This is a genomic window from Peribacillus sp. NPDC096622 (assembly GCF_044762665.1).
GTDB classification, from domain to species: domain Bacteria; phylum Bacillota; class Bacilli; order Bacillales; family DSM-1321; genus Peribacillus; species Peribacillus frigoritolerans_B.
On record NZ_JBIWES010000001.1, the window covers coordinates 234,783 to 258,443 of the forward strand.

At 44.0% G+C, this 23,661-nt stretch carries 23 protein-coding genes; 1 reads left to right on the forward strand and 22 read right to left on the reverse strand.

Features of this window, described 5'->3' with window-relative positions; all coding sequences use genetic code 11:
• Positions 1-4: 4 nt before the first annotated feature.
• The 20 genes from greA to cymR all read right to left on the reverse strand — a co-directional run bounded on the left by greA (position 5) and on the right by cymR (position 20,041).
• On the reverse strand, positions 5-481 hold the full coding sequence (gene greA, locus ACIQYG_RS01110; protein WP_402835117.1) for a transcription elongation factor GreA: 477 nt from the start codon (positions 479-481) through the stop codon (positions 5-7).
• Positions 482-783: 302 nt separating this feature from the next.
• Positions 784-1,422: a uridine kinase gene (gene udk / locus ACIQYG_RS01115; protein WP_034308619.1), complete on the reverse strand. Its 639-nt coding sequence runs from the start codon at positions 1,420-1,422 to the stop codon at positions 784-786.
• Position 1,423: 1 nt separating this feature from the next.
• Positions 1,424-2,695 (reverse strand): peptidase U32 family protein, encoded by a 1,272-nt coding sequence (locus ACIQYG_RS01120; protein WP_402835118.1) that lies wholly within the window; start codon positions 2,693-2,695, stop codon positions 1,424-1,426.
• A 32-nt stretch (positions 2,696-2,727) separates the two neighbouring features.
• Complete coding sequence (locus ACIQYG_RS01125; protein WP_402835119.1) at positions 2,728-3,657, reverse strand: peptidase U32 family protein; 930 nt, start codon at positions 3,655-3,657, stop codon at positions 2,728-2,730.
• On the reverse strand, positions 3,644-4,309 hold the full coding sequence (locus ACIQYG_RS01130) for an O-methyltransferase (protein ID WP_402835120.1): 666 nt from the start codon (positions 4,307-4,309) through the stop codon (positions 3,644-3,646). Before ACIQYG_RS01130 ends, ACIQYG_RS01125 begins: the two co-directional genes overlap by 14 nt.
• A 257-nt stretch (positions 4,310-4,566) precedes the next feature.
• Entirely contained in the window at positions 4,567-5,703 is a 1,137-nt protein-coding gene (gene mltG, locus ACIQYG_RS01135) for an endolytic transglycosylase MltG (protein WP_402835121.1), read from the reverse strand.
• An 801-nt stretch (positions 5,704-6,504) separates the two neighbouring features.
• Positions 6,505-6,795 carry a DUF1292 domain-containing protein gene (locus ACIQYG_RS01140; protein WP_034308630.1) on the reverse strand — a complete coding sequence of 97 codons (291 nt, stop codon included), beginning with the start codon at positions 6,793-6,795 and terminating at the stop codon, positions 6,505-6,507.
• A gap of 11 nt (positions 6,796-6,806) precedes the next feature.
• Positions 6,807-7,232, reverse strand: a complete 426-nt coding sequence (gene ruvX, locus ACIQYG_RS01145; RefSeq protein ID WP_034308633.1) for a Holliday junction resolvase RuvX — start codon at positions 7,230-7,232, stop codon at positions 6,807-6,809.
• Entirely contained in the window at positions 7,232-7,501 is a 270-nt protein-coding gene (locus ACIQYG_RS01150; protein WP_034311358.1) for an IreB family regulatory phosphoprotein, read from the reverse strand. The genes ruvX and ACIQYG_RS01150 overlap by 1 nt, the downstream gene beginning before the upstream one ends.
• Before the next feature lie 66 nt (positions 7,502-7,567).
• On the reverse strand, positions 7,568-10,204 hold the full coding sequence (gene alaS / locus ACIQYG_RS01155; RefSeq protein ID WP_402835122.1) for an alanine--tRNA ligase: 2,637 nt from the start codon (positions 10,202-10,204) through the stop codon (positions 7,568-7,570).
• Between the two features lie 311 nt (positions 10,205-10,515).
• The gene (locus tag ACIQYG_RS01160) at positions 10,516-11,592 is read right to left on the reverse strand and encodes an AI-2E family transporter (protein ID WP_402835123.1); all 1,077 of its coding nucleotides are present in this window, start codon (positions 11,590-11,592) and stop codon (positions 10,516-10,518) included.
• 226 nt (positions 11,593-11,818) lie between these two features.
• Positions 11,819-12,034: a hypothetical protein gene (locus ACIQYG_RS01165; RefSeq protein WP_063233024.1), complete on the reverse strand. Its 216-nt coding sequence runs from the start codon at positions 12,032-12,034 to the stop codon at positions 11,819-11,821.
• The gene (locus ACIQYG_RS01170; protein ID WP_133352890.1) at positions 12,024-12,482 is read right to left on the reverse strand and encodes a PRC-barrel domain-containing protein; all 459 of its coding nucleotides are present in this window, start codon (positions 12,480-12,482) and stop codon (positions 12,024-12,026) included. Before ACIQYG_RS01170 ends, ACIQYG_RS01165 begins: the two co-directional genes overlap by 11 nt.
• A 137-nt stretch (positions 12,483-12,619) precedes the next feature.
• Positions 12,620-13,390, reverse strand: a complete 771-nt coding sequence (locus tag ACIQYG_RS01175) for a TPM domain-containing protein (RefSeq protein ID WP_402835125.1) — start codon at positions 13,388-13,390, stop codon at positions 12,620-12,622.
• The gene (locus ACIQYG_RS01180) at positions 13,390-13,959 is read right to left on the reverse strand and encodes a LemA family protein (RefSeq protein ID WP_402835126.1); all 570 of its coding nucleotides are present in this window, start codon (positions 13,957-13,959) and stop codon (positions 13,390-13,392) included. The genes ACIQYG_RS01175 and ACIQYG_RS01180 overlap by 1 nt, the downstream gene beginning before the upstream one ends.
• Positions 13,960-14,040: 81 nt before the next feature.
• Positions 14,041-16,446 (reverse strand): SF1B family DNA helicase RecD2, encoded by a 2,406-nt coding sequence (gene recD2, locus ACIQYG_RS01185; protein WP_402835127.1) that lies wholly within the window; start codon positions 16,444-16,446, stop codon positions 14,041-14,043.
• A 36-nt stretch (positions 16,447-16,482) separates the two neighbouring features.
• Positions 16,483-17,148 (reverse strand): tetratricopeptide repeat protein, encoded by a 666-nt coding sequence (locus ACIQYG_RS01190; RefSeq protein WP_402835129.1) that lies wholly within the window; start codon positions 17,146-17,148, stop codon positions 16,483-16,485.
• 122 nt (positions 17,149-17,270) lie between these two features.
• Complete coding sequence (gene mnmA / locus ACIQYG_RS01195; RefSeq protein WP_402835130.1) at positions 17,271-18,386, reverse strand: tRNA 2-thiouridine(34) synthase MnmA; 1,116 nt, start codon at positions 18,384-18,386, stop codon at positions 17,271-17,273.
• A 29-nt stretch (positions 18,387-18,415) separates the two neighbouring features.
• On the reverse strand, positions 18,416-19,561 hold the full coding sequence (locus tag ACIQYG_RS01200) for a cysteine desulfurase family protein (RefSeq protein ID WP_402835131.1): 1,146 nt from the start codon (positions 19,559-19,561) through the stop codon (positions 18,416-18,418).
• Between the two features lie 60 nt (positions 19,562-19,621).
• Entirely contained in the window at positions 19,622-20,041 is a 420-nt protein-coding gene (gene cymR, locus ACIQYG_RS01205) for a cysteine metabolism transcriptional regulator CymR (RefSeq protein WP_034308657.1), read from the reverse strand.
• A 344-nt stretch (positions 20,042-20,385) separates the two neighbouring features.
• On the opposite strand from cymR, the gene ACIQYG_RS01210 reads away from it, so the two are divergent.
• Positions 20,386-21,657 carry a replication-associated recombination protein A gene (locus ACIQYG_RS01210; protein WP_402835132.1) on the forward strand — a complete coding sequence of 424 codons (1,272 nt, stop codon included), beginning with the start codon at positions 20,386-20,388 and terminating at the stop codon, positions 21,655-21,657.
• Between the two features lie 563 nt (positions 21,658-22,220).
• On the opposite strand, the gene ACIQYG_RS01215 is transcribed toward ACIQYG_RS01210, so the two are convergent.
• The gene (locus ACIQYG_RS01215; RefSeq protein ID WP_402835134.1) at positions 22,221-22,625 is read right to left on the reverse strand and encodes a hypothetical protein; all 405 of its coding nucleotides are present in this window, start codon (positions 22,623-22,625) and stop codon (positions 22,221-22,223) included.
• A 142-nt stretch (positions 22,626-22,767) separates the two neighbouring features.
• Positions 22,768-23,067: a hypothetical protein gene (locus tag ACIQYG_RS01220; protein ID WP_402835135.1), complete on the reverse strand. Its 300-nt coding sequence runs from the start codon at positions 23,065-23,067 to the stop codon at positions 22,768-22,770.
• Positions 23,068-23,661: the final 594 nt, after the last annotated feature.

Here is a 23,661-nt window from a genome sequence, read left to right on the forward strand (position 1 = left end):
TTATTTAGTCGATGGAAACAATCTTGACACTCATTTCGCCGCCAGGAGTCATGATTGATACCTTGTCGCCGACCCTTTTCCCTATCAGGCTTTTCGCGATCGGGGAATCATTGGAGATTTTCCCTTCGAATGGGTCAGCTTCAACGCTTCCTACGATGGAATATGTTTCTTCGTCACCATTTGGAAGTTCCACGAATGTTACCGATTTTCCAAGTGAAACTGTATCTGTATCCGAATCATTGCCTTCAATGATTTTTGCATTACGGATCATGTTTTCGATTGTTGTAATACGTCCTTCAACGAAAGCCTGCTCTTCTTTTGCGGAATCGTACTCTGAGTTCTCGGAAAGGTCCCCAAAACTGCGGGCGATTTTGATTCTTTCCACCACTTCTTTACGTTTAACCGTTTTTAATTGTTCCAGTTCCTGTTCAAGCTTTAACTTACCTTCATTAGTCATTGGATATTCTTTTTCAATTGCCAAAACCCTTCACTCCTTCAAATTCTTTACAGCAAGCATTCGCTGTGACAAGTTTATGTACTATATAGTGCTTAACCCTAAATCGAGTCAAAATATATAATTGCGCGACTAAAAAGTCGCGCTTCGATACTAAGAAACAATCCGTTCCTTAGTATATAAACCGACTGCGGTGAGCAGCCGGTTCGTTCTGTATCAAGAATAGAGTATTGCGTTTTCCAACATTTGTCCAGTCTTTCCCAATAAATAAATGGGATTATTTTAATAAACGGAGGAAAATGGCACCTATCATTATTTATGCTATGTTATTACAAAAAAGACTTTTGTTCAAGGATTGTTTGAATTTTTGTCACCATAAGGTCAATCGCCACATGGTTCTGACCGCCTTCTGGAATGATGATGTCGGCATAACGCTTCGTCGGTTCTATGAACTGATTATGCATCGGACGGACGACACTGATGTATTGTTCGATGACGGAATCTATGGAACGGCCGCGTTCTTTAATATCACGGGTCATCCGGCGAAGGATCCGCAGGTCTGCATCCGTATCAACATATAGCTTCATATCCATCAGGTCTCTGAGGCGCTCATCCTCCAGTACAAGAATCCCTTCAAGGATGATGACATCCTGGGGCTCAACTGTGATGACTTCTTCCGAACGCGTATGGATCGAATAATCATAAACGGGTTTTTCTATCGTTTCATAGCGCAGCAATGCGTTAATGTGATCGATTAGCAAATCATTATCAAATGCAAGCGGATGATCATAGTTCGTTTTCAAGCGCTCTTCAAAAGGCAAATGACTTTGATCTTTATAGTAATAATCTTGTTCGATCATCAAGATGGAATGTCCTTGAAAGAATTCAAAAATGGAACGGGTAACACTTGTTTTACCTGATCCCGACCCTCCGGTAACTCCGATGACCACTGGTTTCTTTCTTGTCATGTCAATTCTCCTTCCGCATCATATTGTTCACATAAACTCTATTATCTACTTGAATGCGGACAATTTGAAGCGGATGGCGGGCTGCCTCCAGCTCCTTACCTGACTCATCCCAGATCGTACCGATTTTTTGAGTGAAGTTTTCGATTTCCGGTCCAAAAAACTCCACTTCATCCCCAGGCTTGAAGAAGTTGCGTTGCTGCATGGTAACGATTTTAGTTTCTTCGTCGTAATCAAGCACCAATCCTGCGAAGTCGAAGCGAGTCTTTACGGTATGATTCCCGAACATTTGCTGTTTATACCCAGGAATTTCCCCTTCCATGAACGATGATGCCGTCTCACGGTTCGCACACTTATCAAGCTCTTCCAGCCATTCTTGTTTAATCTTGAAATTGTCCGGATCGGCACAATACGCATCAATCACTTTACGATAGACGCTGACAACCGTTGCGATATAGTGAATGGACTTCATTCTTCCTTCGACTTTCAAGCTGTCTATTCCAATTTCAATCATGCCCGGCAGTGATTCAATCAGCTTCAAGTCCTTTGGACTCATTGCGAATGGAGCATCTTCTTTATCGAATAAAGCCTTTTCCCCGTCTTGACCCAACTCATATAAATCATAATCCCAACGGCAAGACTGGCAGCAGCCGCCGCGGTTCGAATCACGCGCCGTCATATGGTTCGAAAGGGTGCAGCGCCCAGAATAGGCAATGCACATGGCCCCATGAACGAAAGCCTCGATTTCGATATCGACCTTCTCCTTCATTTCACGGATTTCATCAGCACTCGTCTCACGTGCCAAAACAACACGCTCCAAGCCTTCCTCTTTCCAATACTGAACAGCCTTCCAGTTCGATAGCGATTGCTGTGTGCTTAAATGGATCTCGACGTTCGGAGCGACCCTTTTACAAGTTTCGATGATTAATGGATCGGCGACGATGATACCATGAACCCCAGCCTCCTGAAGACCTTCCAGGTATTCATCCAGTCCATCGATATTTTCATTATGTGCGAAGATATTCGTGGTTACATATACTTTGGCACCATACTTACTAGCGAATTCGACGCCTTCCTTCATTTCCTCAAACGTGAAGTTGCCGGCATTCGAACGAAGACCATATTCCTGACCGCCAATGAACACGGCATCCGCGCCGTAATGGACGGCAATTTTTAATTTTTCCAGGTTGCCGGCCGGAGCCAGCAATTCCGGTTTTTTTACAATGACTCTCTTTCCATCAACGATCTTGGAAATTTTATCAGCAATAGCATTCAAGGCTATTCCTCCTCTTTCTCTTACCCTTTTCTTTAATAAACCGATTCTTTAAAGAAGAACCCGGTATCCAACTCACGGTTATCCGGCTGAACCGCTTTGACTTTTTCAAAAAGTTCCGATTTGATATCATCATAGCGGTCAGGGTCTTCAGCACATACGTCAATCGCTTCCCGATATAACTTTGTCATTTCAATGACATATTCCGGTGTTTGTAATAACCCTTCGATTTTCAGTGAATCAATTTCCGCTTCAATCAATTCCTGAAGTTCATCAATCATGCACATATCATTCGGACTCATGATATGTGTACCATTTTCATCTTCATAAATCGGGTATTTATTTTCACGTTCTTTATCATGCAAGAACATATTTCTATGTTCCTTCCGATTTTCCACTTCCAACGCCTTGCCTTGGTATTCAAAGTAATTACCTAGGAGCGTACGCTTTGATTGGAACATGCATGTCATGCCATGCACTTGCACTTCAATCTCCACTTCGGCATTTTCCTTCATTTCCACTATCTCGTCCAGACTTATCTCACGGGCAGCAACGGCACGGACAGCACCGCGTTTTCCCCAGTAATTACATGTGTACCAGTTCGTTACCGTCATCTCTGTATTCCAGTGCAGGGGCATATCAGGTGCGACGGCACGGACAGCCATCAAGACTGCGGGATCACCGAAAATGATCCGGTCGGCACCAGCCTGCTTAAGGAATGTAACATACCCTTCAAGCTCGTCCACTTTTTCATTATGAAAAATGGCGTTCATGGATACGTACACTTTCTTGCCCGCAGCATGTGCAAGCTCAATTGCCTTCTCTACATCTTCACGATTGAACTCCCCTGCCAGCCTTAGCGCATAACGTTGTTCGCCAATCACGAAGGCGTCAGCGCCAGCCTCGATGAGTTCTGTTATATGATCGACACTTGTCGGAGTCACGAGTAATTCAGGCTTTTTCATTTTTGTCACCTCTATGTTTACTAATGGCCACACCATCACCAATCGGCAAAATTACGGTATCGAAATTGGGATGGTCATGTAACCAGATGTTAAAGTCCCTGATTTTTTTGATAAGAGCTCGCTTTCTTCTCGTCATTTCCATTTCTTCAATGTTTTCGGCAACCAAGCCTTTGAATAAAACATTGTCAGTAATGATAATGCCAGCACCAGCAAGGAATGGTTCAAACAGTTCAAAGAATCGCTTGTACTGCCCTTTAGCTGCATCAACGAAGATGATATCAAACGGGCCATGTTCCATCACTTTCGGTCCCGCTTCAAGGGCATCCCCTTCAATGAGGGTGATCCTTTCCGACAGCCCCGCTTTCTTGAAGTTAGCCCTTGCCTGCTCAATACGGGCTTCATTCCGCTCAAGTGTGACGATTCGAGCTTCCGGAAGGGTCTCAGCCATCCTTATGGCCGAATAGCCAATTGCCGAACCTACTTCCAATATCACCTTTGGCTGATGAAGCCTTAAAATCTGAAGCAGCACCTCAATTCCTTCAGGCTCCATGATCGGCACATTATTTTCCATCGCAAAATCTTCCAACTCCTTAAGCAAACCCGTACGCTCCGGAATTAAGGAATGAAGATATTGTTCTATTTTTCCGTTCAAAACGTTTCCTCCATTTATAAGGAAAACAAAAGCGCTTGGTCAGTAACATGAAAAAATTGATTGAACAATTTCTTCACAAGGAGCTGAAACAAGTATGCTTGACGATCTACATTTCCTTATCTTTCAAAATAAAACCCGGCATTCGCCGAGTTACGTCACCGATAAGAATCGGATCAAAAATTCACTTGTACTATTCTATCATAAAAACAAGGGGAAAGTAATATCTCTCCCCCCTCAGTCTCATTGCATTTTTTTATTTATTTATTGGAAATATGCTCTGCCTTTTTGTTATTGTGGTCATCCAAGGTCTTGGAGTAAAGGACTTCCCCTTCAGGTGTTGCCAAAAAGTACAGGTAATCCGTTTTCTCAGGTTTCAGTACCGCATCGATCGATGTCGTTCCGGCATTTGCAATCGGCCCTGGCGGCAGCCCCTTGTTCTTATACGTATTATAAGGGGATTTCACCTCAAGATCTTTGTAATACACCCTGCTCTTATGTGAACCCTTCGCATACAAAACGGTCGGATCCGTTTGAAGCGGCATATCTTCTTCAATACGATTGTAAAAGACGGACGCTATTTTTCCGCGATCGACCTGTGCCGTCGCTTCTTCTTCGACAAGCGAAGCGAAGGTCAGCATCTCGTGTACGGAATAATCGTTCTTGTTCATTTGGCTCTCGTAAGCCTGCAATGTCTCTTCGGTTTTCTTCAGCATCTCGATGACGATCGATTCCAGGGTCGGCTTTTCCTCGTAAAAGTCATACGTAGCTGGGAAAAGGTACCCTTCAAGCGGATATAAAACCTTTTCATTTTCAATTTCCGAGGTCAAGAGCTGCGGAAACTTCTCTTGCATGGAGTTAACGAACTTCTTATCATTCAATTTCTTAAAGACCTTTTTCGGATCTTCCCCCGTTTTCACTGCGATGATATCGGCAATTTGAGTAAGCTGCTTTCCTTCAGGAATCGTTATCTTCATTGCAGCTTCCTTCATGAGTTTTCCGGTTTTGATGCTTGTGACGATATCTTCAATCGGCATGGAAGGTGATAATTTATACTCCCCTGCCTGAAAACCGGATTCATTGCGGAATTTAATATAATATTTGAATACGCGTGCGTCCTTGATTATTCCCTGCTCTTCAAGCAATGTGGAAATTCCGTTAACGGAAGAACCGATTGGGATTTTCACTTTCTTGATGGTGTCATCATCCGGATCGACTGGTTTCATGGCTGAGTTGATATATAAAAAGCCCACAAGACCAACTATTCCAATTAGTAAAATAAGCGAAGCTATCGTAATCATGATGATTTTACCAACCAGCTTGGCTTCTCCTTGCTGTTCTAACAATTTCATTCGGATATGTTCCTTTTTAGATAAATTTTTATCTTTTTCATCCATGTTCATTCCCCCTGCAAACTCACACCAACTACAGAATGGTTTCTAGATGATGCTTTCTCTAATTAATCTTTGCTTCGAACATTATACTAAAATCAACAAATAATTACATGTTTTTTGCAAAACTACATTCATCAATACTCTATTTATGGCAAAAATGCACTGGTTTTGTCAATATACAGGTATTATTTAATAGGAAAATAGTGATATCTTTGTCTACATTTTTTTTGAGGGTATGTTGATTTCCACTCCAGGCACTCGCTTTCCGCGGGCGGTCCGGGAGCCTCCTCGGCTTACGCCTGCGGGGTCTCCCCTAGTTAATTATTTACTCAACTTAAAAATTTGTTTCCTTCATGTGTTAGGCATTTCAGGCAATGACAGGAATATTCATGTAGGAATGGTATTATTAATTTAAGATGAAGAAAGGTGTGGAGGAGTTGGATCATTCTTATTTTGTAGGTTGGGGGACATTGGCACTCATAAACGCCGGACTTGCTCAAGGTAAAAATAGAACGGCACTGAATTGGTTCTTGCTATCATTATTTTTGGGCCCGTTCGCTACTTTTATGCTTTTATTCGTAAAGAAAAGATAAGGGGTTACTGGTACATAAATGAAAAACCGGCCATTATGTCTACAGTTTTTTTATGGGTTTGTATAATTTGAACGTTGATTTCCTTTCCAGGCACCCACTTTCCCCGCAGGAGTCTCGCTCACCCGCTCCAATCAACTTTGTTTTAAAATTTCAGATTGAGCCTCTTTTCAAAAAAAAAACCGACCTAATAGGGGCCGTTTTTTTTCTGATCTTATTCTTCTTCCGCTTCTTCTTGGTCAAGGAATGTATTTAACATTTCTTCGACAAGATCCCACTCTTCTTCTGTTTCGATCGGTGTAAGTTCGCCATCTTTATTATCTTCGCTCGGTACGAATGATGAAGCGTGGATTTCAATTTCTTCCTCTTCATCTTCTGCAGACATTGGATAGTAAAGTACATAAGATTTGTTGAATTTATCTGAGTCGAATGTGAAAAGGATTTCGCAAAGCTGCTCGTTTCCGTTTTCATCTACTACTGTAATGTTGTTTTCGCCGTGTTCCATTTGTATTCACCTCATATTGAATTTGTTTGTCTGTCCAAGAATCCTTGCAGAATCATGACAGCTGCCATTTTATCAATGACTTTCTTGCGTTTGCTTCGGCTCACGTCCGCCTCAAGAAGGACACGTTCAGCCGCCATAGTTGTCAACCGTTCATCCCAGAGAAACACCGGCAGCTTGAATTTATTTTCTAATCGTTTGGCGAAATCTTGGCTGATCTCGCCTCGCGGTCCAACAGTCCCATTCATGTTTTTAGGTAAACCGAGGACAATTTTAGAAACATCATGCTCTTTTATAATTTCATTGAGGCGTTTAAAGCCGAAGTCATTTCCAGCTTCGTTAATTTTGATCGTTTCCAATCCTTGTGCAGTCCAACCCATCGCGTCGCTCAGGGCAACGCCGATGGTTTTTGAACCTAAATCAAGTCCCATTGTGCGCATTAGTATTCCTCTCGATGGTTCTTAAGATACGACTTAACCAATTCTTCGATGATTTCATCGCGTTCAAGCTTACGAATAATGTTTCGAGCATCCATATGGCGCGGGATGTAGGCCGGGTCACCAGATAATAGATAACCGACAATCTGGTTTATCGGGTTATAACCTTTTTCCTGAAGTGCAACATAAACTTGAGACAATACTTCTTGTACATCTCTTTCGAATGGTTCTTCGGGAAAATTAAATTTCATCGTTTTATCAAAGGAACTCATTAACATGCACCTCTCCTCAGCGTCCAGAATCCACTATTACCTACATTGTACAACACTTTCCATTGATTATGAAATCGATAAGACCCATTCTTCAACAAAATTAAGTGCTGCATCCAATTTTTCAGGGTCTTTTCCGCCTGCTTGGGCCATATCTGGACGTCCGCCACCGCCACCGCCGCAACGGGAAGCAACTTCTTTGACCAATTTACCAGCATGGAAACCGCGGTCGATGTAATCCTTGGTCACCCCGGCAATCAAATTGACTTTATCGCCTTGAGCCGAACCTAATACGATAATGACAGAATCGAGCTTTTGTTTCAAATCATCCGCCATGGCACGCAGATTATTCATGTCGGTAGCTTGAACCTTTGCCACCAATACTTGAACCCCATTTACGTCTTTTACGTTAGAAACAAGGCTGCTTGCTTCAATATTACTTAATTTTGCAGTAAGGCTTTCATTCTCGCGATGAAGATCCTTCACTTCAGCCAGTACCGTTTCAATTCTTGAAGGTACGTCTTTCAGGTTCGTTTTCAATTTAGCAGCCGCGTCTTTCAAGACACCGATTTGATCAGTCATCAATTTGTACGCCCCGGCACCCGTTACCGCTTCTATACGGCGAGTCCCTGCACCGATGCCGCTTTCGGAAACGATTTTGAACAAGCCGATCACCGCTGTATTCGGGACGTGGACACCGCCGCAAAGCTCAAGACTGTAATCGCCTATTTGAACGACACGTACAATCTTGCCGTATTTTTCGCCGAACAAGGCCATTGCGCCCATAGCCTTCGCTTCTTCGATGTTCTTATAATCCGTATTCACTTGTAAGCTTTGCCAAATCTTTTCATTTACAATCGTTTCGATTCTTTCAATCTCTTCCGCCGTTATCTGGCCAAAATGAGAGAAATCGAAGCGAAGGCGCTCAGCCTGTACGAGTGAACCAGCCTGGTTGACATGTGTACCAAGCACATCTTTCAACGCCTGATGCAGAAGATGCGTCGCTGTATGGTTTTTCGTGATGTGGATGCGATTTTCTTGATTTACCGAAGCAACGATATTGGAATCTGCTGTTAACGTGCCTGCAGTAACTGTTACACGGTGCAGATTCTGGCCATTAGGAGCTTTTTGGACATCAAGGACATCTACCTTCACCGATTCACTGGCCATCGTTCCTATATCGGCTATTTGTCCGCCGCTTTCCGCGTAGAAAGGAGTCCTGTCCAGTATCACTTGAACTTCCTTACCTTCTTGTGCCTCCGTTACAAGCTCGCCATTTTGTATGATGGCTGCAACTTTGGCTTCGACAGCAACTTGATCATATCCGACAAATTCACTTTCAACTTTAATATCGCCCAATACCCCGCCTTGGATTTGCATGGAATCAACATCTTGACGCGCTGAACGGGCACGTTCACGCTGTGCATCCATCTCTTTTTCAAATCCAGCTTGATCGACCGTCATGCCTTCTTCCTCTGCATATTCTTCCGTTAACTCAATCGGGAAACCATATGTGTCATATAAACGGAATGCATCGCTGCCTGGAATGGTCGTATTGCCTTTTTCCTTTTCCTTTTTAATGACTTCAGAAAGGATGGACAGTCCATCATTTAGCGTTTCATGGAAACGTTCCTCTTCATTTTTGATTACTTTTGCAATGAACTCCTTATTCTTAAGGACTTCAGGATAGAAGTCTTTCATGATTTCACCGACGACCGTCACAAGCTCGAACATGAATGGTCGATTGATGTTGATTTGCTTAGCATATCGAACCGCTCTGCGGAGTAAACGGCGCAATACATAACCGCGGCCTTCGTTTGATGGAAGAGCCCCGTCACCTACTGCAAAGGCTACCGTACGAATATGGTCGGCAATGACCTTGAATGCAACATCTTTTTCTGAATCAACACCATATTTCACATCGGATATCTCTTCGACTGCGCGGATGATTGGCATGAATAAATCCGTATCATAGTTCGTCGCCACATCTTGAACGACGGAAGCCATACGTTCAAGGCCCATCCCTGTATCGATATTTTTCTTTGGAAGCGGTGTGTAAGAACCGTCCGGATTATGGTTGAATTGAGAAAACACAAGATTCCATACTTCCAGATGACGTTCATTTTCCCCGCCTGGATATAGTTCCGGATCATTCGGATCATCGCCATACGCTGGTCCGCGGTCATAGAAAATCTCCGTATTCGGGCCGCTTGGACCTTCGCCGATATCCCAGAAATTTTCTTCCAGGCGAATGATCCTTTCAGCAGGAACACCGATTTTCTTATTCCAAAGTTCGAACGCTTCATCATCTTCAGGATGGATCGTCACAGCCAATTTATCTTTGTCGAACCCAATCCATTTTTCATCGGTCAAAAATTCCCATGCCCATGTGATGGCTTCTTCTTTGAAATATTCACCAATGGAGAAATTACCGAGCATTTCGAAAAACGTATGATGACGTGCCGTTTTCCCCACGTTTTCAATATCGTTTGTACGGATCGCCTTTTGAGCATTCGTAATCCTTGGATTTTCAGGAATCACCCGTCCATCAAAATATTTCTTTAACGTCGCCACCCCGGAATTGATCCATAGCAATGATGGATCTTCATGAGGGACCAGTGACGCACTTGGTTCGATGTTATGGCCTTTTTCACTAAAAAAATCTAAATACATTTGGCGGATTTGAGCACCAGTTAAATACTTCATATATATATCCTCCTTTTAAAAAATTATGTAATTTTGAGCACACAAAAAACCCCCATCCCAAAAACAGGGACGAGAGTTGACTCGCGGTACCACCCTGATTATGGACGCAGGAATTCATCCCAGGCCCATCACCTTCATAAAAGCCTTAACGCGGCATGACGGCAGGTATTAGCTGCTCTCAGGACTAGCTTTCTGCTGCTCTTCACCTGGCAGTCCCTTTCAGCCTGGGGGACCCCTCTCTTTAGATGGACTTCAGCATACTTCATCCTTCAACGAATTATCTTATGTTATGGATTATATTCACAAGACTTTTATTTGTCAATAAGGGGCGGCTTCTTTCTAAAGTGAACGCGGGCATGAAGTACAAAAACTTTCAACACAGCCAAGATGGGAATCGAAAGGACCATGCCCGCGATACCGCCTATTTCGCCTCCGGTCAATAATGCAAGCATGATGAACAGCGGATGCATATGGAGGCTTTTACCGACTATTAGCGGTGACAGGATATTTCCCTCAAGAAATTGAAGTACAAGCACGATGACCGCGATGATCAACACCATTTTAACTGACATTGTCGCGGCGATGACCACAGCAGGAATGGCCCCAATAATCGGCCCGAAATACGGAATGACATTCGTTATCCCGATTATCGCCCCCAAAAGAAGCGGATATTTCATTCCGACTATCCAGAAGAGCAGCGAGGAAATCAAACCGATCACGACACAGACGATGATTTGTCCGCGGATATAGCCGCCAAGCGACGCATCGACATCACGAACGAATGCCCGTCCCTGCTTGCGCCATTTTTTCGGGGTCATATACCATGCCATTTTTTTTAAAACGGTGAAATCTTTCAAAATATAAAAAGCAATGAATGGAATCAACGCAATCAGGACGATGAAATCAATCATCTTCATTGCATACTCCATCGCCTTTTCAGGAATACGCTTCAGCCAGCCTTCGAAAAGGGTGACACCCTCTTCGAACCTTTCATGAATCCCGAACGGCCAGGCCGCCGTTTGATGATTGAGCTTATCAATCCTGCCCCGGTACTGTTCAACCAGTTCCGGCACGCTTTCCGACAGCTCGCGAACCTGGCTGACGATCACTGGAATACCTTTATAAACAGCAAAACCGATCCCCCCGAAAAACAATAAATAGATGATCGTTATCGAAAGCCAGCGACGCATCCCTTTCTCATTTAAATATTCCACTACAGGGTGCAGCAAGTAACTGATGAACGCACCGATCAAAAAAGGCAGCAGTACCGTCACACATACAGTAACAGCAGGTCCCCACATGGGCTTAAGTTTCATAAAAATATAGATGACGAAAAATAAGAGCAATAAAAAACCCAGGCGATAAAACCACTTTAGACGAATACTCACAATAAACACCTCCCGCTCATTTATTCTTCGAAAGGCGGAAGGTTTTCATACATAAAAAAGAGTGCCCTCATTATCAGGACACCCATTCCTGCTATAATAATGACTTTAATCTTTTGCGTATTTTCTTCATGTTCCGTTTGATCATCTTCGAGTTCATCAAGTCCGAACCCATATTCATTAGAGTATTGCGTGAACGTCTAGCCATTGCAAACACCTCTTCCGTTAATTACATACTGAAGCGGCGGTCATTCTCCTCAAACAAATCGTCCAATGAGCTTAAACTTCCATCTTCCTCGACCTGGTGTGTATTGATGAGCCCTTCGGACAGAGTCATTTCAATAAAGCAATTCCAACAATAATATTGATTTACGCCAATCTTCCCAACATCTTTACTGCGGCAATTCGGACATTTAATTTCCAAAATGGACACCTCACTGTTCATAAACTGAAACAATGATGGTATCCTTCCCTAATGCAGGCGGCTGTTTTGATTCTATCACTGTCGACTCCGAGAAAAACCCATCCGTTGTTTCATACGCTATAATCGTGCCCATTTTTTCCTTGAAATATACATCCTGCAGTAAACCAAGTTCTTCGCCCATTTCTGAAAACAGCATGCGTCCCAATAATTCGTCCTTCGATAGGCAAATGGAATCCGCAGGCACTTTCCTTAAGGTCGAATCTTGTTGGCTGATGACGATCCCATCTGGACCGAATGAAGAAATATCGTCAAGTTTCAAATGAAAAGCTCTTTTGAACAATGCTTGCTGATGAACGACCAAGCCTGTTACCTGTCCCATTTCAGAAATTGATAAATCGTGGACCGTGCCGATTCTTTCTCCTTTGATTGTAAAAACCGGCATTCCTTTCAATAAAGAAAACGTCCGCAAGGTCATCCCGCCTTTCCGAACATTTTTATTATCTCTTTACTAATGAAAATAGATGTGCTGAAAGGTTTTCCATTGTTGGTCCAATACAGGTGCCATGCATAAAAAAAGACCGGTTTCCCGGTCAGATCCACCTGCTTTCACCAGCCCCTGCTGGCACCTCCGCCACCGGAACTTCCTCCGCCGCCGCCCCGTGGACCGCCGCCGCCTCCACGGCCGCCGCCACCTCCGCGACTGATGAATATCAAAAGGATATTGATTAGCGTTTGAAGGAAAAACCCTTTAAAGAACTTGGCATCGAGGATGAATACGATGATGACAACGATGATAATGAGGAAAATCTGTAAACCTGATGGCTGAAAGGTTTCTGACTCAGACTGGACGGAGAGATCTTGATAAAACTCGTCACCCAGGTTGTATTCTTTCGTGACATCGTTATATACGGCCTTATAGGTTTCCGTCAGGGCAACATCATATTTGCCCTCTTTCAGCGCAGGGATAGCCACATTGTCCAAAATCTGTCCAGATTTTATATCGGTAATGGCCCCTTCCAAACCGTACCCCACTTCAATACGGATTTTCTGTTCTTCCATGGCTAGCACAATGAGGACTCCATTATTCAGCTCGGCATCACCAAGTTTGAATGATCTTAACGCTTCGACCGAGTACTCCTCGATCTCGGATCCTTCCATCGAATCAACCGTCAAAACGGAAATTTGCGCTTTTGTGGCATCATCCAGTCGTTTCCCAAGTTCGATGAGTTCGGATTTTTCCTGATCATCCAGGACTCCGGCGAAGTCCTGAACATATATATCCCCAACTGGTTCAGGAATGTTAGGTTGTGCTGTGGCCACGTTTGCTAAACTGAACGTGAGAATGAAGAATAGCGCAAACACAGCGAGTTTTTTCATTATTTATCGCTCCCGAAATCAACCTTTGGCGTTTCTTTTTCTTGATCGGTCACTTCAAAATATGGTTTGGCATCGAACCCGAACGCTCCTGCCATCATATTCTTCGGAAAGCGTTTAATCATCTTATTATAGTTGGTAACTTCATCATTATAGTCTTTTCGTGCTACCGTCAGCCGATTTTCCGTTCCTTCCAAACTATCCATGAGACCCTTAAAGTTCTCATTGGCCTTTAAATCCGGATAGTTCTCGACAACAACCAAAAGACGGCTCAAGGCCCCGCTCAATTCTTGATCGGCTTCAATCGCATCTTCGGTCGAATTGGCACCGGCCAGCTTCGAGCGTGCATCACTCACCGCTTTAATGGCTTCCGTTTCATGAGCGGCATAACCCTTCACCGTTTCAACAAGATTCGGAATCAAATCCGCTCTTCGTTTTAATTGGTTATCCACCTGTGACCATTTATTATCGACGTCTTCACTGGCACTTACAAGTCCGTTATACGAAGATGCCCCATAAATGACCAGTAAAACGGCAACGACTATCCCGATTATCCAACCTTTTTTCATCAAATCCCCCCTGCTCACTATAAGTTATATCCTTATTAGTTCCACCAAAACCATGAATTTTAAACAAAATATATCAAAAAGAACCTACATAAAATCATATGGCGTGACATTCTCCATCCCGATCATCGGGTCAGCATGCATAAGAATATCAAGATAACTTGCCTCTTGATGTACCTCTCCCTTTTCCACCGGCATTTCCTCTTCACTCAAAATCTCCCGCAGCTTTTCACGCAAAGTCGTTTTCCGGCGCATCTCATCATTACGCTCGATCCCTAAACGGAAGGCATCTTCTTCACCACATAGGATCAAGAAATTTTTACTGCGGGTAATCGCCGTATACAATAAATTACGGCGGAGCATCCGGTAATAACTTTTCACTACAGGTAGAATGACGATCGGGAATTCGCTTCCCTGCGACTTATGGATGGAGCAGCAATATGCATGTGTAATCTGGTTCAAATCCTGTTTCGTGTAAGTCACTTCGATGCCTTCGAACGATATGATAACTTTATCGACATGATCGGTATTTTCTTTTGCGAACAATATGGACACGATTTCCCCCATATCGCCATTAAAGACACCCTCCTCTGGCTGGTTCACCAGTTGAAGCACCTTATCTCCCGTTCTGTATATCACATCTCCGAATTTTATTTCCCGCCGCTTTTCACTCGCATTGCTATTGAACACTTCCTGAAGCATTTTATTCAGTGCATCAATCCCAGCAGGCCCTCTATACATGGGAGCCAGCACCTGTATATCCTTGGCCGTGAAGCCTTTCGTCCTGGCATTGGCTACCACTTTCTCGATTACTTGGGGGATTTGATTGGTTTGGCAGCGGATGAACGATCGATCTTCTTGCTGTTTCGTGACATCATCCGGAAGCCTTCCTTTTTTGATTTCATGGGCCAATTCAATGATCGATGAGCCATCAGCTTGACGATATATATGTTCCAGACTGACAGTCGGTACACAATTCGATGCAAGCAAATCCTTTAAAACCTGCCCAGGGCCAACAGATGGCAGCTGATCCTCATCACCAACCAATATCACTTGGACATTTTCCGGCAGAGCTTTAAACAATTGATGGGCCAGCCACGTATCCACCATCGAAACCTCATCGATGATCACGATACGGCCATCCAGCTGATTATCCTCATCATGGGAAAAGCCTTCACTCCCGTTCCACCCCAGCAAACGGTGGATCGTAACTGCGGGGAGCCCAGTCGATTCGGCCATGCGTTTCGCTGCACGGCCAGTAGGAGCCGCAAGTACGAATGGAAATGGATCGCTTCCTTCTTTTTTATAATCGTTAATGTCCATGGATACACCATGCAGCTCTGCATATAGCTCAACGATGCCTTTGATGACTGTCGTCTTACCGGTACCCGGTCCCCCCGTCAAGATTAACATGGGTGATTGCAGGGCTGTCTGGATCGCTTCCTTTTGGGCCGGGGCATAGGAAACATCCAGCCGCTCTTCCAGCTCCCCAAGTGCCAGCAAGAACTCCGATTCGGGGAACTGGTCCTCATACTCGGTTTGAGCAAGCAGCCGCTTGATGTTCATCACGATTCCCTTTTCCGAATAGAATAGCGAAGGCGGATAAATTCGCTGATCCTCGACAACTATTTTCCCTTCTTGCGTCAATTCGATTATTTCCGAGGAAATGTTCGTGAACTCAATGCGATCCCGCTTATTTTCCTCCAGCAGCCGTTTGACCGCTTCCAAAAGCTGCTCGGCTTCTATGTAGATATTTCCGTCCTGGAGGCATTGGGATTCAAGCGTATACAAACACGCAGCCTTGATCCGGTCGGGATGGCTGCCGGAAATGCCCAGCTGATGCCCAAGCTCATCCGCCCGTCCAAACCCAATCCCTTCAATATCCTCTACGAGCTTATACGGATTTCCCTGAACCATCGTGATCGTATCCTGCTTATACATTTGATAGATCTTCATCGACAGCTGCGGACCGAAGCCGTATTGATTCAGGGCGATCATCACCTGCTCCAGACCTTGATGCTCGACTAATGTATCATATAGGCCCTTTGCCTTCTCCCCGGATAGCTTCGGGATATCATCAAGTAGCGAAGGCTGAGCCAGAATTTTTGAAATGGCCTTTTCACCCAGTGTCTCAACAATGCTTTCGGCTGTTTTTTTCCCGATGCCCTTGAAAAGGTCACCTGATAAATAACTGACGATGCCTTCCTTGGATTGAGGCAGATCCTTACGAAAATGCTCTACATGAAATTGAAGCCCAAAACGCGGATGTTCCTTCATGGCCCCATAAAAAATATAGATCTCATCCTCATGCATCCTTGGAAAATAACCTGTTACGACCGCTTCCTTTTCTTCATAATTCAGATTCGTTTCATGCACACGAATTCTTACAACCGAGTACATATTTTCTTCATTATGAAAAATCGTCACTAAATGACTTCCTTTCATGAACATTTTCTCTTCTGAAAACAAATCCAATGAATCTTGCTGGCTCAACGCTTCTCCCCACCTTTCCATGCATATGCTTTTTATTTACTCAGCATTCATTTCTTCCAACAGTTTCTTACCATGGGCAGCAAGCATATGGTCAGGCTGTGCTTCCAAAGCCTTATTAAAATAACCCATCGCGGCTTTCGCATCCTCACGATACCCTGCAAACGCAACGCCTAAATTATAATAAGCATCCGCATGGCCCGGATCCTGTTCCACAACTAAATTCAGTTGATTGATCAATTCATCATACAATTCCGCATTAGCAAGACATAGTGCATATTGGAATCTCGCATCAACATCCTCAGGGCTCAGCTCCACCGTTCTCTGTAGATAAGGCATCGCCAATTTCGGTTGATCCAACGCCATCAATGTCAATCCAAGCATGAAGTAAGCATCGCTGTTATCCAGTCCCAAACGGATGGCCTTTTCAAACATATCCTTCGCTTCGACCAGTTTAGAATCGGATTCATAATACAAGTTTCCTAATGAATAGTATGCCGCTGCTGCATTTTCATCCAGCTCAATCGCCTTTTTGTAAAACTTGACCGCTTTATCCGTTTCACCCACGGCAGTCAATACATTCCCAAAGTTTATGTAGGCAACAGGCTCATTCGGATTTTCCTCGATCGCTTCATTAAAAACTTTCGCCGCTTCTTCGTATTTCCCTTGCTGCATAAATTCAATTCCTTGTTGATTCTTATCCATATCCATTCACACTCCATTTTTATATTAAAAAGTATAGCATAAGCCAGTGGTCGAATTCAGGCGGTACACCCGCAATCCAAAAGAAGTCCCCAACCGCAAACACAGCTGGGGACATGCCTATTTTACCCTACGTAAGTCAGTTTTTCACCTTTTTTAAATACTTCATCAATCGTACCGCCGCCAAGGCACACTTCACCATCATAGAATACGACTGCTTGTCCTGGTGTGATCGCGCGGACTGGCTCGTCAAAGATGACTTCGACATCACCATTTTCCAAGACCTTCACCTTAACACCGCTATCGTCTTGACGGTACCTGAACTTTGCCGTACATGTAAATTCATCAGCAGGCGTATGTTCCGCTACCCAGCTGACATTCACTGCACGAAGGGAATTCGAATACAGCACATCATTATCAAAGCCTTGACACACATATAGTACATTGCGCTTCAAGTCTTTTCCCGCAACAAACCAAGGTTCGCCGCTGCCGCCAATCCCCAGACCGTGACGCTGACCGATCGTGTAATACATCAATCCGTCATGCTTGCCCATTACCTTGCCATCCATCGTGACCATATCACCGGGCTGAGCTGGGAGATAATTGCTTAAAAACTCTTTGAAATTGCGTTCACCGATAAAACAGATCCCTGTAGAATCTTTTTTCGTTGCCGTGGCAAGGCCCGCTTCTTTCGCAATTTCACGTACTTCCTTCTTATCAATGTGTCCAAGCGGAAACATGACTTTTTCCAATTGTTCTTGAGTAAGCTGGTTCAAGAAGTACGTTTGATCTTTATTATTATCGACACCGCGAAGCATTTTGTATTCGCCATCCCGGTATTCAACCTGTGCGTAATGACCTGTAGCCACGTAATCGGCACCAAGGCTTACCGCATGTTCAAGAAAAGCCTTGAACTTGATTTCCTTATTGCACATTACATCCGGATTCGGGGTACGGCCCGCTTTATACTCATCCAAGAAATAAGTGAAAACTTTATCCCAATACTGCTTTTCAAAATTGACCGCATAATAAGGGATGCCGATTTGATTACAAACGGCAATTACATCATTGTAATCTTCCGTTGCCGTACAGACTCCGTGTTCATCCGTATCATCCCAGTTCTTCATGAAAATCCCGACCACATCATAGCCTTGATTCTTCAATAGCAGGGCAGACACAGAAGAATCCACGCCTCCTGACATACCCACGACGACGCGGGTGTCCTGTGGTGCTTTTCTCATTCTGTCACCTCATTTATTTAAAGTAAGAATTATCTTCTCACTAATCTATTAACTATTTTCACGGTGGTTTCAGCCGCTTGCCTTACTTCCTCTTCCGTGTTGTTCAGACCGAAGCTGAAACGAATCGAATTCTTCGTCCGCTCCGAATCTTTCCCGAACATCGCCACAAGCACATGCGACGGATCGATTGACCCGGCAGTACAAGCGGATCCGCTCGATACAGCAACACCTGCCAAGTCCATATTAACGAGCATCGATTCCACATTCGTACCCGGAAAACTAACATTCAGCAAATGCGGCAGCGACTGTTCCATAGATCCGTTAATTTCATATTGTACATCCGCCTCATCAAAGACGGCAAGCAATACGTCTTTAAATCGATTGTATTGCTCCTTTTTCTTTTCCATCGTGCTTTGTGCAATTAAAACCGCTTCTGAAAAACCGGCAATTGCCGGCACACTCTCCGTACCAGCACGGCGCTTGCGTTCTTGTTCCCCGCCATATAAATGCGGATTCAGCTTCAATCCTTCACGAATATAAAGAAAGCCGATTCCCTTGGGACCGTTGATTTTATGCGCGGAAACACTCAGCAAATCCACACCCAACTCATGAACGTCGATGGAGATCAAACCATATGCCTGAACCGCATCCGTATGGAAAATGGCTTGATGACCCTTGAGCACCTGCCCTATTTCAGCAATCGGCTGGATCGTGCCAACCTCATTATTGCCGAACATGACCGAAACCAAAATCGTGTCGTCCCTCAATGCCGCCTTTAAATCGGCAATTGAAATAAGCCCCGCTTCATTCACAGGTAAATATGTGACCTCAAAGCCAGACTTCTCAAGGTATTGGCAAGTATGCAAGACTGCATGATGCTCAATCTCCGTCGTGATGATGTGCTTCCCTTGTTCTTTATAAGCATTCGCAACACCAATGATCGCCGTATTATCAGCCTCGGTTCCGCCGCTCGTGAAAATGATTTCATTCCGCCCAGCACCGATGCTTGCTGCAATGCTCGCACGCGCCTCATCCAAAACATGGCGCGCCTCCCGTCCGAAAGCATGAATGCTCGACGGATTTCCGAAATCATTGCTCATGACCCTCATCATCGTATCGATCACATTCGGATGCATCGGTGAAGTCGCAGCATGATCTAAATATATTCTGTCCACTTTTTCGTCGCCTCCATTAAAAAACGCAAGCGCCTACATAATAGGCGCATTGCTAATCACTTAAATATAGTACATATAAGAATCGATTTCACCCGTATCCTTGTAGCTTGCCAAATCCATAAGCGTCGTATTATCCAATACATCCTTCACAGCATCGCGAATCCGGATCCAAAGCTGACGCTTCACCGGCTCCTCATCCTCAATTCCCTCAACTGGCGTAATCGGCCCTTCCAATACACGAATGACATCACCCGAAGTAATCTCCTGAGGATCTTTAGAAAGGACATACCCGCCATACGCACCGCGGACACTCTTCACCAACCCCGCATTACGAAGCGGCGCAATCAGCTGCTCCAAATAATGCTCCGACAGATTATGCGTCTGGGCAATCGATTTCAAACTCTTCGGGCCTTCTCCATAATGTTTTGCAAGCTCGATCATGATCGTCAAACCATAACGGCCTTTAGTAGATATCTTCATACATATACACCTCAAATTATTTATCCGTTTCTAAATTCTTTTGAAATTATAGCATATTCCCGCCGGAAATGCATTCACCCGCCCTTCCTTTGTCAAATTATCCTAATTGGAGAGGTAGGAAAAGTGAAAATAAAGAATGAAATGTAACCGATTGATGTTGGGGATAGATCGAATTATTTGCTAGGACAGCCGGATTATCGTGAGGTTAGGTCGATTTATAAATCCTACAGACAAATTAAATCCCCAAAGGGACCACCATAATAGGAAATCCCCCCCTTTTACAGCATAATCAGCGCATTTCCCCCATCAGTTGTGATACCTTATATAAAAAGGAGAGGTGCGCAATGAACATTAAACCGCTTGCTTTCCGGATGCGGCCTCGATCGATTGATGAGATCATCGGGCAGGAGCATCTGGTCGGTGAAGGAAAAATTATCGCAAGGATGGTGAAAGCCAAACAGCTTTCTTCCATGATCCTGTACGGTCCGCCGGGAATTGGCAAGACATCGATTGCAAGTGCGATTGCCGGAAGCACGAAGTTTGCTTTCCGGACGCTGAACGCGGTGACCAATAATAAAAAGGATATGGAAATCGTGGCAGCCGAAGCTAAGATGTCCGGTAAAGTGATTCTGCTGCTTGACGAGGTTCACCGGCTCGATAAGGCGAAGCAGGATTTCCTATTGCCTTATCTTGAAAACGGGATGATCACCTTGATCGGTGCAACGACCAGCAATCCCTATCATGCCATCAACCCGGCCATCAGAAGCCGGTGCCAGATTTTCGAGCTCAAATCATTGGTAACCAATGATATAACCAAAGCGCTGGAACGGGCCCTTCATGATGAAGAGCGTGGACTTGGTGCGTATAAAACCGAGGTCAGCTTTGATGCCCTTACACATTTCGCGACTGCTTCGAACGGAGATGTCCGCAGTGCCCTTAACGCACTTGAGCTCGCCGTCATCTCCACCGAACCCGATGAGTCCGGAACGATTCATATAGATCTGCAAATTGCCGAGGAATGCATGCAGAAAAAAAGCTTCTCGCATGACAAGGATGGAGATGCCCATTATGATGTTCTGTCGGCTTTCCAAAAATCAATTCGCGGCAGTGATGTGAATGCAGCCCTTCATTATTTGGGGCGCTTGGTCGAAGCCGGCGATCTTGTAAGCATTGCCCGCCGCTTGGTAGTCATCGCTTACGAAGACGTAGCTCTTGCCAATCCCCAGGCTGGTCCCAGGGCCCTCGCTGCAGTCGAAGCCGCTGAACGGCTCGGTTTCCCTGAAGCCCGGATTCCACTTGCCAACTCAGTGATCGAGTTATGCCTATCACCTAAATCGAACACGGCCATTGTCGCAATTGATGCAGCTCTGTCAGACATTCGCAGCGGCCATAGTGGCGATGTACCAGATCATCTTAAGGATGCCCATTACAAAGGGGCCACAGAACTCGGCCGCGGCATCGGCTACCTTTATCCGCATGACTACGAAAATGGCTGGGTGAAGCAGCAATACTTACCGGACAAACTGCGCAGCAAAAAATACTACAAACCGAAAAAGAGCGGGAAATTCGAACAAGCCCTTGCCTCGGTCTATGAAAATATCGAGAAAAAGAAATAACTCCGGATCACTTCAAATCCGGAGTTTTTTATTGTGGAAAATGAAAACATTTAACATGCCTCATACTAATAATCTGCGAATGCATAACTAAATTGAGCACGACAAGAATATTGGTTTGTATACAGAAAAGTGTACAGCTATATTTCATTTAAATTAAAATCTAGTTCTATATATTGACCCATATTCAGTTAAAAACCACCAGTAAGCCATTGTATCCAAATCATCCACATGAAGTATGTACAACTGTCAGCCAAACGCTCCGGCCAGGCCTTTCTTAGTAAGGAACCGCTTAGGCTAAATTCCTTTTGAATCGCCTTGCTTGGCTAATTTTTCCCGCAGAAACATTTCAATATATGATTCCAGACCGATAAATTTTACAACGTTTAAATCCAGATTTTTCCAGACTGTAATCCGCACACTATTAGCCGCAGAAAAATCAGGCTGTTCGAATCTAGTAAATGGATTACAACCCTAGCGTAATAGGATATGTCCATTACGAGTCTAGCGGCATGTCCCTATACAAAAGAAGGCACAACAACTCTTTGGTTGCTGTACCTTTATGGTCAATCTTCGTCTTTATAGATACCCTTCGATGCTTTAATCATATTATCCAGCCACATTTTCTTAAATATATTCACACGACGAGGACTGCCATTCTCCTCACCCTCGGCTGAATTTTCAGTTTCTTCTTCTGCGGCCTCGGAAAGGATTTCATCTGAAATGCCTTCATCTGATGAGCTCTCCGTTGAACTGCTTTCATCTGATGAACTTTCCGTTGAACTGCTTTCATCTGATGAACTTTCCGTTGAATCACTTTCGTACGATGAGCTTTCCGTTGAATCACTTTCGTACGATGAGCTTTCCGTTGAATCACTCTCGTACGGTGAGCTTTCCGTTGAATCACTTTCGTACGGTGAGCTTTCCGTTGAATCGCTTTCGTACGATGAGCTTTCCGTTGTATATTCCATTTATTCTTTAACCTCCAATATTTATTTATCCTTTAGGGATATCCGTACTGCATATATATGTGCCTTCTTTCTAATAGGGACTTTGCTTATCACCCATTTTAAAGGAAATCTTCTTTCTAATTTAACTATTTGTTAAAGCTGATTAGCTTTCAGTTGAACTACTTTCATCTTCTGATAAGCTCTCCGTTGAATCACCCTCGTCGGATGAGCTTTCCGTTGAATCGCCCTCGACCGCTGCGCTTTCCGTTGAATCGCTTTCGTACGATAAGCTTTCCGCTGAATCGCCCTCGACCGATGAGCTTTCCGTTGAATCGCTTTCGTACGATGAGCTTTCCGCTGAATCGCCCTCGACCGATGAGCTTTCCGCTGAATCACTTTCGTATGATGAACTTTCCGTTGAATTACTTTCGTCGTATGATGAACTTTCAGTTAAATATTCCATTTATGCTTTAGCCTCCAATATTTATTTATTAATTCTTTAGGGATATCCGTATTGCATATATATGCGCCTTCTTTCTAATAGGGACTTTGCTTATCACCCATTTTGAAGTAAAAATTCATTCATTCATTCGGAAATTTTTAGGAATCCATTTTACTTGGTCAAATTTATTAGATTCAAAGTTTTTTTCTCCTTGCATCGGAATCTTTTCCGAAGCTATTTTATTATTCCTTCATTTAGCTATGATTTCCCTTTAGCCAACCGACTACTGATTTCCCACTAGATTCACGAAGACCCTCGACAGTTTCCTTGGAGATGATCTCACCATCGTTAATCCGAATGAATTATCCATTGGCCCCTAACACCCCCTAAATCTTCCCCACTTCAAACATCAAGGGCAGTAAAGCTGGCTGTAAGATCATGATTACCCAAGCGCAATATAAAAAAAGCTATGCAACAATTATCTGTAATCTAAAAAAGAAATAAACACTAGGCCAAATTGCACAACCAATAACCAGAGAAGTGGAGATTTTCCGATCAGCCACTCCTTTAGCAAAAAACTTTAAATGAAGAATTATTCTAGTTAAGTTTCACTAA